This is a genomic window from bacterium, assembly GCA_016703265.1.
Classification (GTDB): Bacteria; Krumholzibacteriota; Krumholzibacteriia; order LZORAL124-64-63; family LZORAL124-64-63; genus CAINDZ01.
The window spans coordinates 60,798-74,027 of sequence record JADJCK010000009.1; the positions used below are offsets into that span (position 1 = coordinate 60,798).

A 13,230-nucleotide genomic window follows, 5' to 3' on the forward strand; every position below is an offset into this window, starting at 1 on the left:
GGCTTGTTCCTGGCCAAGTTTCGGAATGTGCGGATCTTACTGCTCATCACTGCCGGAGCCATCTCGCTGGCGCTCTGGTTCCATGAACGCGATACGACACTGACCTACGACGCGCTCGTGATCTTCGCGATCGTGCTGTTCAACGGAATCCTGGGCTACTTCCAGGAGTCGCGCGCGGAGCGCTCGGTGGCGGCGCTGCGGGCGATGGCCGCGGCCGATGCATCTGTCGTGCGTGATGGGCAGCCGAAGCGTGTCCCGGCCGCCGAACTGGTTCCAGCACGGATGATTGCGGGTCGGAAGGGGTCAAGAAGTTTGTCCGGGACGGCGCCGCCTTCGGTCCTCATGATGAACTCGGCGCGGCAATACGTCGCCATCTTGCCGAATTCGTGAAGCAGGTTGAACGCTGACAGGCCGGGCGTGAGCTTGGCTAAGCGCAGGCGCGGAGGCTCTCTTGTTGTCAGGGGAGCCGCCGTCCTCGAAAATCAGACGAATCGGGCATAGCTCGGGCGCTCAACTTTCAGCAAACAGGCGCGCGAACGCTAGCGCACCACTACCGCAGCCGGTCGGGGCTGCCCGCTCGTGACCGCAGGCTATCGCGGCGATCCGACCAACACAAACCCAGACCAGTAGCCGGGATTCGCATACGGACGTTGTCCCAATGTGTCCCTGTAATCGCGCAACCATTGCTTGGCCTCGCGCAATGCCGCCACTTTGGACATTTGCTGCTGCCAGAGATTCTCGTAAAACCTGGTCATTAGCAACGCGGTTGCGCGATCATCCACCTTCCACAGGCTTACCAGCAGGCTCTTTGCCCCCGCCTGTAGAAACGCATGCGCGAACCCCACCAGGCCTTCGCCGCGAACATCCTGGCCAAGGCCGGTCTCGCACGCGCTCAACGTCACCAGATCCGCATCCAGTTCCCATTGCTGCAGGATCTCTTGCACCGTCAATCGGCCGTCATAGATCCGTTCACCCAGTTTCGCCGCCTCGTAGGCATCCGGCAGATCTACGCGCGAGAGCACCAGGCATGACCGCTCCGGTCGCTGCTGGTCAACCAGCGCATGCGTTGCAATATGAATCGTTCGGTACGCGCCAAGATCCCCAGAATCGGCAAGTGCGACGAGCGCTTGTTCCGACGCCTCCGGGCCAAGCAGGACGGACGTGTTGCCGGCCAGCTTCGCGATGGAACGCACCTCGGTCCGCGAATTGCGCAGTCTTGGGAGCAGGGCCAGCGCCTCCTCGTCTCCGACGACGGCACTGCGCAAGTTCGCCGCGGCCACAGGGCTGGCGGTAACCGTGACAACATCTGTTCCTTCCGCCGCCATGGCGGCCCGCTGGGAAGGCGTATACGGCGGGTCGCCAATAAGTAGCGCCCTGCTGACAGCCGCTTGACGGTCGTCCGTTGAAGAGGCCCCCGTGCTTTCCTCGTGCAGCCAAGTGTAGATCGTCGATGAGGGGGCGTAGGAAATTGAAAAGGCGTCCAAAAGCGGGCGACCAAGCTCGTCGACCAGCGCTTCGACCGGAATGGTGGCCATCGCACCGGTTGGAACGACGACCAGGGCCTCAATGCCGCTTAGAGCCGGAAGAACGGGTTGAACGCGGGCTGCGGAAAATGCGGCAACGATTGTGTCCGAGTTGCCTGCGTGGTCGAGCGCGTCGTAGCAGGCACGAGCTTGGTCAAAGGGCGATGGGGACTTCGTCCCGGCGAACCCGGGCAGCTGTACCCAGGCGACAGGTCCCCGGCTGCGTATCACGTAGACCCAGGACACGAATGTGCCTTTTCTGATCTCGAAATCGAGCCAGCCCACGATTGCCTGCTTGTCGCCAAGGGCCGCTTGCACGCGCGGCAGGGGGTAGCTCTGGCCTTCGGCGATCGGATACCTTAAGGCCATGGCCTGCCTGAACTCGCTCAGGTGGGACTCGGCGGACAGCAACTCGAGCCGGGTCGCCTCCTCCCGTTGCATGGACTCAGGCGTGCTGTCGATATGTGCGGCTCTGATAAGAGCCTCTAACCTCGGCTCGAGCTCAATGACCGCCCGTTCCAAGCCGTCCTCGATAGCCGTTTCCGATTCCGTCAATGGACGCCGCCTGGCTGCCACGAGCAGATCAGCCAGTGCCCGGCCGCAGGATTTCTCCATCGCCGGCCAGGCCTTTTCGAACGCACCACTGGACAGCGATGCTATCGCCAGACTCGGGTAGGGCGATTCTTGGAACGTGGCGCGGGCGGTGCTTCGGCCAACCAGCAGCCGAGCGGATTCGAAGCGACCAGCCGCGTCGGCCAGAATGATTGCAGCGCTGTCGGGATGACCAGTTGACAGGTAGAGCCCCGCAAGATTGACGAGACTATGCACCACATCGGGATGGTCCGGGTTCAAGGTCCTTTCCCTTATAGCCAGTGCGCGCCTGTACAGCGGTTCGGCTTGCTCGAAATGGCCCTGGGCGTCGTGAAGTTGCGCGAGGTTGTTCAGGGCCAAAGCCACGTCGCGATGAACCGGGCCGAGGGACTTTTCCAGGATCGCGAGCGAGCGGATATGGAGAGTCATGGCCTGGTCGTACTGGCCCTGGGCGGCGTACAGAAGTGCCAGGTTTCCGAGATCACCCGCCAAATACGGATGATCCGGCCTGAGGGTCTTCTCGTCTATCGCCAGCGCTCGCCTGTAAAATGGCTCGGCTTGTACATAATGGCCCTGGGTGGCGTGTAGCAGTGCGAGATTGTTCAGGCCCGTGGCCACGGCGAGCGAATCCGGGTCGCCGGCCGTCTCGCGGATCATCAGCGACCGCTTAAAAAGGGGCTCGGCTCGTGCGTATTGACCTTGATTGAAGTAGGCGAGCGCGAGACCGTTCAAGGTAGTGGCCACATCGGGATGGTCTGGGCCGAGAGCCGTCTCACGGATGAACATCGCACGCCTGTGAAGCGGCTCACCGAGCGCGTACCGGCCTTGGTCGGCGTACAGTAGCGCGAGGTTGTTCATGTCTGTTGCTACATCGGGATGATGCGGGCCGAGAACAACCTCCTCAATCGCCAGCGCGCGCCTATAGAGCGGCTCGGCATCTTTGTACTGTCCCTGAGTAGAGTACAAGAGCGCGAGATTGTTCCAGCATGTGGCGACCTTTGGGTGATCGGGCCCCAACAGCCGTGTGTAGATTTCAAGTTGTCTCTCCGTTAGTGCTACCGCTTCGCCGTAATGGGCTTGACCGTAAAGATCCCCGACGAGCCACAGCAAACTGTCCGCTTCTGCAAAGGCGAGCTGACCCTCCCGTGACAACCCGGCGACCGTCGTCATAGTTGCCAGGATCTGCTGCGCGTCTGTGATTTCGTACGGGAGCGCAGTCGAATCTTGACTCACTACCGCCATAAATCTCTCGGCCAGAATTCGTGCTTCTGCATAGCGTGCCTGGGACTGCAACGTGCCAACGCTGTCCTGAAGCGCGGCGCGCCCAGTGATCTCGCTTTGTGCGCTTGCGATCACCGGGCAGAGCTGCAATACCGTTGCCAGCCAAGACATGGCGAGACGGGACCGTTGACGGCGGATTGGCTTGGGGCAATGGCGCACACTGGTCTCCTCTGAAGTCCAAAGATCGCCCGGCCCGCCTATGCTGACCGCTTCATGGCTGGCGACATCTCGAGTATCCAAACCAAATCACCGGCATCGCGCATCAAGACACACATTGGGCACACAGCAAGACGGGACAAATCCCACCACAATCTTGTCGTTCCGGATTCGGCCTGGTCGCCGATTCCCAAGACTCAGTCGCCGGACCTTTCCGTCATCAGGAACTATGAGGCCACACTGTCCGCCGGGGCGCCATTTGAGGGGAGGATGCGAATTCTCAATGTGTAGGCGCCAGGGCTCGGCGTCTTTTCCCCCGGGATGAAGGAAATGACCGTTTGTCCGTGCAGATCTGCGAGCATGGTCTTCATCTGTGCTACCGCGCTGCCGTCTGGGCCAATCAACATAATCCATGTTGGAGAGTCAGCCGGATAGTCCGGAATGGGGTCGGGAATGCGCAGTGTAAGCGTTTCACCGGGTCGGGGAAGGGGTGTCGGCTGAGGCTCAGCCTGATCGGGACCAGCGCCGCGAGTAGTGCCCGTGGCCGCCACCACCACCGTCAGCGCCAGTCGCGAACTCTGAGCGAGCGACGGGCCTCGCGATGATATCGGCTCCTTGGGCGGGGTGGATATTGGGGGTGGCTGAGCCAAGCCCGGATCACTAACGACGGCGATTTCCCGTGTTTCCGCCGGCCCAACCGGTAGGTCGCGCTCGGCGACGGGCGCCGGATTGCGCAAGATCAAGAGGGCGAGAGCCGCCGCCGTCGCTGTCGTTGCCCAACCACCGAGGAGCCATGGCTTCCATTCGCCGGCCAGCCACCGATTGCGCTCCCTGTCCTTGCGGCGATCGGCCCATGGCCGCGGTTCCGCGCCAGCCAGATCGGCCGCCGGCGCGAGGACAGGCTCAAACCCTAGGACGGCGAGATCACCGCGGCAATCTGCACAGCGCTCAAGATGGCGTTGCACCATCGCCCGCTCGAGCCCCCTCAGAAGCCCGCTAGCCGTAACCCAGGTGGCCATGATCGCGGCCGGTATATGAGAGCCATCTTCCGCCTCGAAGGGCGCCTCCACCACGAGGCGAAGACACTCAGAGCACGGCTCACAGATTTCCAGATGGTCGCGCAGAGTCTCTTCTTCGGCCTCGTTCAGCAACCCCGCTGCGAACGGCGCCATTCGCTTCAGGGCCCAGACGTGGACATCGTCCTGCGAATCGTCGCGACGCGAACGGTTCATACCCACTCCCAGCCCCAGCTGGCGTCCTTGCGTGCGGAAGCCCGCAGAAGGGCCCGGCAGCGGCTCCACTGCTGGCGCACGGCGGTGTGCGGCCGCCCGAGATCCTGGGCCACGACCAGCCAGTCCCGGTTCGCGAAATAGTGGCGCGCCAACTCCAGGCAACCCGAGTTGTTCTCTTGGAAGAACTCCAACACGGTGAACCGCAAACGCTCAAGACAGGGAACCGGGTGATCTTCAGGCGAGAAAGCGAGGCCCGGGTGATCGGGCTGTTCATGTGGGTCGACGGTGGGGCCATCCCGCGTGATCCGCCGGCTGCGCAGGAAATCCACGACGGTTCGCTCGGCAATGGTCTCCATCAGACCCTCTAGGTTGTGCACTGTATCGCGGCGCGCGGCTCGCAGAACGCGGACCAGTGCCTCCTGCGTCAGATCATCCAATGTCGCGTGGTCTTCTCGGAACAGCTTGCGCGCCAGTCGCCGGGAGAGAAATCCACGGGCCTGCTCCCAGTTGACCTGAGGCTCCTCCGGCGTTTCGCGGTTCTCTGTCTCGCTCACCGATGTTCTCCCTGTCGAGACCCCAGCCCCTGACGGCCAGCAGGGCCGCCATCGAGCCGCGCACCATCCTATCAGGTTGTTTTTGGACAGACAAGACCAATACACTCCACGCTGCTCGGCGGCGAGCACTCTCATCGCTTTTCTTCCCAGAGTTGCCGCAAGATTCAGCCGTGAAACGCCAGGGCGGCGACTTCCAGGCCATGCCAACGCAAACCGTTAACAGGTCCGGCGATGGCCAACCAACCAGTGGCCACCGAGGATATCCAGCCACCGGAACTTCCAGCAGGTTGATGGCCCCTGATTACCTCGCGCCCGATAGCCTCCAGTGAATCCGGCCCCACCGAGAGGTCGGAAAATACCGCAATCTTCAGCGATACAGTGCCTTAACAGACGACCACGAATGATGCTCCACCGGCGTGGCACACTCAAGGGAGACCTTGAGCCCAAGATCGACATCTTGGCCGTTCTCATCGAGGATCTCCAACCAATCTGGGTCAAAGGCGCGGAAATGTGCCTTGCCGCCTGCATAGGCGCTGGAGCTGTCGCCGAGCCACTCGACATAGATCCAAGGAGATTCCGTGGTGTGCATTGCGACGGCCAGCGTCTGGCCCGGGGTGACCCAAATATCGGCATCAGAAATGTCCAGGGCGACGTCCTGCGGCGCGCCCAGGTCGGCGAGGTAAACGAACCACTCTGCCAAGGGCTCATGCGGCACAATAGAGCCGGATACAGCACGGGTTGAGTAGACGCTGACTACCAGCGGACCCGAAAGCGCGCCAACCACGGCAACGCGCATTTCAAGGCTCGCGATGCGGCCGCCCAATTGGCAGGTGATCGTCTGGGATACTTCGGTTTCGGGGGCGATCGCCACACCTGCGGTTGCCTCCGTCTCGATGGCTTGGTCCAGACAGTCGTTGGCCATCGAGACACCGTGCAAGATCACGAAGCAGATCGCAGATGCCACAATGACCCGAGAGATCGGGAGTTTCATAGTCTCTCTCCTTCGGTGGGCAGGTTTCGATCGCGCGTCTCTCGCGCGTGCCTGCGTGGACTCGGGAAACGCTCTCCCTGACAGAGACTCATGTCGTTGGTCCAATGCGGTTGTGACAATCTTGGATGGCGCCGTGTTCTTGCGACAGGTATCGAATCTCGGCGATACTGGAGCGTGGCCCTGCTGTTCAGGAATGCTGCCGATGGAGCATGAGTGGGGCTGGGGTCAGTTCAATGATTGGAATTCACCGGCTCTACTGGGGGGGGGCAATAGACGCCCGACGCACCCTGAATCCCCGCAATCTGAACGCCAATTATCAGCATGTCACATGCGCTCGGCCAAGCCAGCGCGCCATTTGTCGCGACATCGCGCCAACGTGGTTCGCGAGGCTTGGCTCATCTTGTCGCACTTACAGCGACTCAGATGTCACACCGCAGGAGCCTCCGCGACCTTTGGGGTGTGAGGTCAGATGCCTTCGCGGCGTTTGAGGTGCCCCCTGGATCCAGAGAAAGTGAAGTAAAATGAAGCTCGCAACAATCGTGAAGGCCGCGTCGATTGTCATCATGGCCGGCTCCGTATCCATAATGGCGGGGTGCGGCGGCGACGTCATTGCTCCCTCTCCCCCCGTGCCGTCGGCGACGGGAAGCATGGCGGCGGCAATTGATGGTCAACTCTGCTCAAATGTGAGCCAATCGCCACCTCAGGCACAACTTGTCTCGCAAGGAGGCCTCTCGTCACTCAGCATCGTCGGGCTTCTCTTTGCGCCCACCGGACAGTTGGTGGGTACGATGTTCCTTGAGTTGGGCGGACCTATTGAATTGGGCTCCTATGACCTCACCCGTGACGCCATCAATGCAGATCAACCTGGAAACGCAGGATGGCTCTTCCTTGAATCGAGGGCCACGCTGTGGGGTACAAACGAGACCCACGTAGGAGTGGTGACGATCACAAGATTGGATATCGCGGGCCTCCTTGTTGAGGGCACATTCAGCTTCGACGGGATCAGCCCGGAGACTGGTGCATTGAAGTCCGTTCGGCAGGGGACGTTCTCGGCGCCGCTCGTGATTGCTGAGTGAATCCTGTGATGGGGCCGCAACTGCGCCGCCAGTACGGCCGGCGGCGTGAGCAGCTCTCTGATGTGAGCGAGGATCTGCGAGACGCAGGACCGGCAGTGGTCCCCACCTTGCAATGACGATTCTGATTCGTGCTACGCGAAGGCCGCCGGCGTGAGAGTTGCGCCGGCGCAACTCTCTCGCAGTCACAATATCTCACAGGTGCGCCGCATTTGTGCCGGCGCAACTGCCAACCGGCATCACCGCCTCCCACCGCCGCATGGCATTTGGGAGCGCTCGTGCCCGCTGCAGCCTGTCCACAGCCGGCGACAGCCCCGGCCGCGCGCGCCTACCGCCCGCGACGTCCGGCCGCTACGCTGCTGCACGAACTGGTGCGCACCAATCTCGAGACCTGGCTGGCCACGGCCGCCGAGCGCGACGAGTACGGCAGCGGCGTGCCGCTCCACGTGGCGGCCGCGCTGCGCAACTACCTGAAGTGCGGCATCCTGGCCCACGGTTTTGCCCGTGTTTACTGCGGCAACTGCCGCACCGACTTCATGGTCACCTTCTCGTGCAAGGGCGCGACCTGTGCCCGTCGCGCGCCACGCGCCGCATGGTCGACGTCTCTGCCAATATGGTCGACCAGGTGCTGCCCCGCGTGCGGCACCGGCAGTGGGTGCTGTCGATGCCCAAGCGCGTCAGGTGGCACCTGCGGCACAAGCCGGAGGTGGTCAGCGGCCTTCTGACGATCTTCCTGCGCGCGGTCGAGACCACACTCAGGCAGCGCAGCCCCGGCGCGCCGCCTGACGCCCGCTTCGGCGCCGTGGCATTCGTGCATCGGTTCGGCAGCTATCTCAACAGCCACGTCCATTCCCGACCTATTGCATGTGCTGGTGAAAGACGGCGTGTTCAGCGCGGGCGAGGGCGGCGAGGCGGTTCTCCACCCGGCGCTCGATCTGGAACGGAAAGACATCGGGGCGGTACAAGCAAAGATGCGCCACCGCCGCCTGCGCTGGCTGCACCGCCACGGCCACCTCGACGACGACGCCCTCCATGTCCTGGACAGCAGTGACCACGCCGGCGGCTGGTCGGTCGACGCCTCGGTGACATTTCCAGATTGGGACCGCCACGGCCTCGAGCGGCGGGCACGTGACTGCGCACGGCCGCCGCTCAGTCAGGAGCGGCTTGGCCGTCTCAACGAACAGACCCTGGTCTACAGCCTGCGCCGCCCGACCGTCGACGGTCGCACCGAACTGCAGCTGTCCTCGCTCGAACTGCTGGACCTGCTGGCCCAACTCGTGACCCCGCCCAGGTTGCGCAAGCACCGCTACTGCGGCGTGCTGGCGCCGAACGCGGCGCTGCGCGAGGCGGTGACGGCTTCGGCCGGGCCGGCGGGCGTGACGCTGCAGTTGCTGGAGCAGGCGCGTGCGAGCATGGGGCTGCCATCGGCTTCGCCCGCTGAGCCCAACCCTCCATCACCGCTGTCGCCTCTCCGCCGCGCTGCTGCCCGCTGCTGGGCGCTGCTGCTGGTGCGAATCTACGAATGCCTCCCTTTGCGATGCCCGAAGTGCGGCGATCCGATGCGCACCATCGCCTTCGTGCTGGACCGCACGACGATCGAGCGGATCCTCACGCACATCGGCGAACCGACGCAAGCGCCAGCGGTGATGCCGGCGCGTTCGCCACCGCAGCTCGCGTTCGGGTTCGACCAGACAGTCGCGACCGCGGAATGGCCGGAGATGGACCAGACGGCAGGGCAGCCGGCGGACGACTGGGAGTGATCCCGTCACAGAGAAACGGGAGCGGTCCGCAGCTTCGGCAGCGCGGCGGATGGGAGCGTGTGCGAGCGGAGCGGCGAGAAGGGCGCTGTGCGAGCCGATAACGGGGGCCAGGCGGGGATTGGGGGCAGGTCGATTGACTTTCGGGGCGGGGGTGAGAGATACTCAATGGGTGTCCGACGGTATCTCGGGGCGGCGGCGAGGGGAATGGTGGTTGATCTTTCTATTCCCCGAGGAAGGTAGCAAGGAATATTATGAACCCGGAAGGGAAAGTCAGTATTAACGCATTTCCAAATTTCGCGCGGCTTCTCCGTGAAGCCATCCTCCTGCGCCCGTCACTCTATCAGCTGGAGAGGGATCCGAATGGCTGGTGTCCAGTGGATGCCGTAATTTGGGAGCTAAAGCGCGAAGCGCCGGAACTGCGGAGTTTGAATATGGAGATGCTGATAGCTGCGGGGCGCAGCGCATTTCCTCACGCGTTTGAGTTGAGTGATGACAAGATCCGACTTGTTGGCTCGGCGGCTAGTTCTCCGGGTGAAGCAGCTATCACGGCGCCCCGGTTTATTTATGCCGCGTCAAGTTCGGAAGATCTGGATGAAGTACTCCAGAATGGATTACGCCCCTTGCCCTACAGATCGAGCGTCCATCTCTTTGACACACCAGAGGAGGCTAGGGAGGTTGCGGGCCGCATGTCCCATCGGCCGGTTGTTCTGCAGATCGCGGTGGACGGTATTGTCGATGCTGGTTTGAGAATCTCTACGGTTGATGGTCGTGAATGGCTTTCAGAGGCGCTGCCCGCGCACCTGGTAACATGTACCCGCGATAAAAGCGCTCTGCCGTTCGCCGACCCCTTTATTGGCCCATCTGGAGTGGACGTAGGCTTGCTCCCGGATAACAAGCTTCCCTCCTGGTTTCGTTACCCTCCTGAATTTCTGAATCTAGCAGGCGAGATCTCCGCGCGACTGAGAAGGTGGTGCATGCTCAAGGAAGAAGATTTGGCTTTCTGGAAATCCGGCCTGGAGGAGCGATATCCGGAACGTAAGGTGATCCCCTTCGCCCGCAGTGTAGACTCTGATGATATTGCATGCTGGGATTACAACTATCCAGGTAAGGTTCTAATAGTTCACGATTTCGCATCCTCCGGCTGGGAGCATGAGAAAACATACGAGAGTTTCCCAGCCTGGTTGATGGCCGAGGAGGGGCTCAACGCAGACACTTTTGGCAGGTAACTGCTGACTCTCGAGTAGATTCCTTCCATGGGGCAGGCTGTCAAGACACATCTCTCGGTCACGCTGACTGTACTTCGTAGCTCCGCACCAGCAGCAGCGCCCAGCAGCGGGCCGCGGCGCGGCGGAGGTTCGACAGCGGCGACTGCTTTCAGGCGCCGGATCCATGCGTTGTTAGCCGGCGGGGGTTGCCTGCGGATTGAATCACTGCGATGTTCCCGCCAGAACACCCGATCACGGCGGAGGACCCATTGCTGCTGCTCGTCAATACCACCAAGCTCATGGACTTCGACAACTCGACACCGTCCCGCCTGGCCACGACCGACCCTTCGTTTGCCGACACGGCCCGTGGACTCGTGAAGGCCCTGCGGCGACACGACGCGCGCACCCTCGCCCGTCTGATGGACCTGAATCCCGAGCTGGCCGACGAGACCCGGTTGCGCCTGCAGCGTTGGGGCGGGCCGGACTCCCCGGTCGTCCCTGCGCTCTACGCCTTCTCCGGCCTGGTCTTCAGGCATCTCGACGCGTCGACCCTCGACGCCGCCGCCCGGCGCCGGGCACGACGCCGGCTGCGCATCCTCTCGGGGCTCTACGGCCTGCTGCGTCCCTTCGACCGCGTCGAAGCCTATCGTCTGGAGATGGGTTGCCGCTTCGCACCGCCGGGCGAAACGAACCTGACCGGGTTCTGGCGGGAACGGCTCACCGACGCGCTCAACGCGGAGCTGCAGGACGACGAACCCGTGCTGAGCGTCGCCTCCCAGGAGTACCTGAAGGCCGTCGACGAGAAGCGGCTGCGCGGGCCGATCGTGCGGCCCGTCTTCAAGGAGCGACGGGCCGGCGGAAGGCTGGTCACGCCGGTGGTGCACGCCAAGATGGCGCGCGGCGCCCTGCTGCGGTACGCCCTCGACACCGGAGCCCACGGCCCCGCAGACCTGCTCGGGTTCTCGGCGATGGGCTGGGAGGCGGCCGAGGCGCCGCCGCAGGCGGGCGAGTGGCTGTTCGTTCGCGCGCCGCAGTAGCAGTGCCTGCGCAGCCGGCGGGGCACTGGTTGGGCCAGCAGGTCCAGCAGCGCGGGCGGAGTCGGCAACCGCTTCGTGGCCTATCGAATCACTGCGCCGATCCGCGGCCGCAGTTCGGCGATCACCGTCTCGAAACGCGGCAGCTCCGCGACCAACGGACCGAGCCATTGCGCCCAGGTCCTCTCCACATGGTCGAGAACAGCGTCGGGGAAGAAGTCATCCGGCTGCGAGAACGCGACGGACCGCACGGCGCACTTGGCACTCAGCAGATCCGCGAATCCCGCGAAGTCCATCCTGTCACCGTAGGCACCAAACAGTCGCCACAGATCGTAGTAGTCCCGTGCGCGCGATCGGCCCCAACCCCGTTCTTCCAGCCTGCGCGCATGCTGGAGAATCGCCCTGAGCTTCTCCGCTACGATCTCCTCCAGGGTATAGACCTGGACATCTGCCTGGATCGGCTCGCCGTATTCGTGCAGGATCGGCCGCATGATTGCGGTCTTCAGGAGGGGCTCATCCACCGTCACCTCAACCATCACGCGCGTGGTCGATGACTTCTGCCACGGCAACCGGGCGCGAATCGTGAAGGCCTCCTGTCCGCCGGGATGCGGCTCCCGCTCCTCGTAGCGGGTGCATTCGATTCCGACGGGGGCATATTCATCGATGAGTTCGGCAGCGGCGGCGCAGGCCTCGCTGACGGCGGCGAACAACGCATCGCCGGTCGGGGCGTCCGGTAGCCCTGTGAAATCCAGGTCCTCGGAGAAGCGGTATTCCCCGAAGTAGCACTTCTTGAGCGCCGTGCCTCCCTTGAAGACCAGGGAACCCTTCAAAGCTGGCACCTGACCGATGCCGGCCAGAATCCACGAGAGCAGATAGTCCCGCTCCAGGACCTCCCATGGCAGGCCCAGGTCCCTCCGGGATTCCTGAAGCCGGGTGCGCAGTGGTCTCACGTCGCGATCCTTCCGGGCAGGTTGACCTGGATCATCCAGCGCCCGTCGCAAGGACCCTGCCGTTCACCGGTTGGATCCAGAGTCCGGTATCCCATGACCGGCGCCGACCGGAGCCGTTCAAGGTGTGGGGACTCCAGGCCCAGATGCTCCAGTACCCAACCGAGCCGCCTGGCTGTGGCGCCATCGAGCCGGACGGCGTAGTCGATGATCCGGTCCAGATCCAGTTCGGCCAGCCGGACCTGGAACGCCTGCAGGACTTCCGCGAAGTCGCCGCAGAACTGCGGCTTCGACAAACCGTCGATCAGCGTGCGTTCCGGATCGGTCATCGTCACGCGGGCCTCGCCGATCCAGACCTGCCGTGTGCCGAAGAACCGCGTGTCGTAGACCCCAACGAAGGTGAAGGTCGCGCCTCCGGCGGGGAATCCGTCACTCCCGTCGGAGCGCCCGGCGGTTCGCTTCCGTGGCGTGGAGACATCCGTCGTCGTCAGGACATACACCCTGCGGGGTACCTGCTGTGTCAGCCCGTGGAAGTGCATGGCCGACCAGTGCGACACGGCCGCCGGCTGGACCAGAGCCATGGCGATCTCGAACTCGTGGATCGGAGCTACCCCTGGGACCTCGGCAGTCAGGGCGTAGAGCCCCCGCCGCAACTGGACGATCCAGCGGTCACGCCGCAGATGGTACAGGGCCTCCACGAGGTAATCGTCCTTCAAGCCTACCTGCGGGGCCCTTTCCCGGGCATGCTCCGTGGTGAAGATGCGGCAGCCCTCGCAGGCTAGTAGCCGTACCAGGTCGATTCCAGCCGCAGATCTCTTTAGCTTTTGGTTGGCATTCATTGGACATCTTCCAAGTTTTACCAGTCAACAACAAGCATTAATTG

Annotated in this window: 12 protein-coding genes; 6 read left to right on the forward strand and 6 right to left on the reverse strand. The window is 63.1% G+C overall.

Translation table 11 applies throughout. The annotated features are described in order from the left end of the window. The first annotated feature begins 3 nt into the window (after positions 1–3). Complete coding sequence (locus IPG61_16165) at positions 4–390, forward strand: hypothetical protein (GenBank protein MBK6735575.1); 387 nt, start codon at positions 4–6, stop codon at positions 388–390. 200 nt (positions 391–590) lie between these two features. Here the strand turns inward: IPG61_16165 and IPG61_16170 are convergent, their stop codons facing one another. The 4 genes from IPG61_16170 to IPG61_16185 all read right to left on the reverse strand — a co-directional run bounded on the left by IPG61_16170 (position 591) and on the right by IPG61_16185 (position 6,328). Beyond that, on the reverse strand, positions 591–3,554 hold the full coding sequence (locus tag IPG61_16170; protein ID MBK6735576.1) for a CHAT domain-containing protein: 2,964 nt from the start codon (positions 3,552–3,554) through the stop codon (positions 591–593). Between the two features lie 224 nt (positions 3,555–3,778). Further along, the gene (locus IPG61_16175; protein MBK6735577.1) at positions 3,779–4,783 is read right to left on the reverse strand and encodes a zf-HC2 domain-containing protein; all 1,005 of its coding nucleotides are present in this window, start codon (positions 4,781–4,783) and stop codon (positions 3,779–3,781) included. Further along, complete coding sequence (locus IPG61_16180; protein MBK6735578.1) at positions 4,780–5,337, reverse strand: sigma-70 family RNA polymerase sigma factor; 558 nt, start codon at positions 5,335–5,337, stop codon at positions 4,780–4,782. The genes IPG61_16175 and IPG61_16180 overlap by 4 nt, the downstream gene beginning before the upstream one ends. Before the next feature lie 367 nt (positions 5,338–5,704). Beyond that, positions 5,705–6,328, reverse strand: a complete 624-nt coding sequence (locus IPG61_16185; protein ID MBK6735579.1) for a hypothetical protein — start codon at positions 6,326–6,328, stop codon at positions 5,705–5,707. Positions 6,329–6,849: 521 nt separating this feature from the next. Here IPG61_16185 and IPG61_16190 point away from each other — a divergent pair. From IPG61_16190 to IPG61_16210, 5 genes are all read left to right on the forward strand, one after another. Beyond that, positions 6,850–7,404 (forward strand): hypothetical protein, encoded by a 555-nt coding sequence (locus IPG61_16190; GenBank protein MBK6735580.1) that lies wholly within the window; start codon positions 6,850–6,852, stop codon positions 7,402–7,404. 275 nt (positions 7,405–7,679) lie between these two features. Next, on the forward strand, positions 7,680–8,126 hold the full coding sequence (locus IPG61_16195; GenBank protein MBK6735581.1) for a transposase zinc-binding domain-containing protein: 447 nt from the start codon (positions 7,680–7,682) through the stop codon (positions 8,124–8,126). A 147-nt stretch (positions 8,127–8,273) separates the two neighbouring features. After that, on the forward strand, positions 8,274–9,161 hold the full coding sequence (locus tag IPG61_16200; GenBank protein MBK6735582.1) for a transposase: 888 nt from the start codon (positions 8,274–8,276) through the stop codon (positions 9,159–9,161). A gap of 251 nt (positions 9,162–9,412) precedes the next feature. Beyond that, complete coding sequence (locus IPG61_16205; protein MBK6735583.1) at positions 9,413–10,387, forward strand: hypothetical protein; 975 nt, start codon at positions 9,413–9,415, stop codon at positions 10,385–10,387. 209 nt (positions 10,388–10,596) lie between these two features. Beyond that, complete coding sequence (locus IPG61_16210; GenBank protein ID MBK6735584.1) at positions 10,597–11,403, forward strand: YaaA family protein; 807 nt, start codon at positions 10,597–10,599, stop codon at positions 11,401–11,403. A gap of 80 nt (positions 11,404–11,483) precedes the next feature. On the opposite strand, the gene IPG61_16215 is transcribed toward IPG61_16210, so the two are convergent. Next, positions 11,484–12,350, reverse strand: coding sequence for a nucleotidyl transferase AbiEii/AbiGii toxin family protein (locus tag IPG61_16215; GenBank protein MBK6735585.1), 867 nt, complete (start codon positions 12,348–12,350; stop codon positions 11,484–11,486). Next, positions 12,347–13,063, reverse strand: coding sequence for a hypothetical protein (locus IPG61_16220; GenBank protein ID MBK6735586.1), 717 nt, complete (start codon positions 13,061–13,063; stop codon positions 12,347–12,349). Before IPG61_16220 ends, IPG61_16215 begins: the two co-directional genes overlap by 4 nt. Positions 13,064–13,230: the final 167 nt, after the last annotated feature.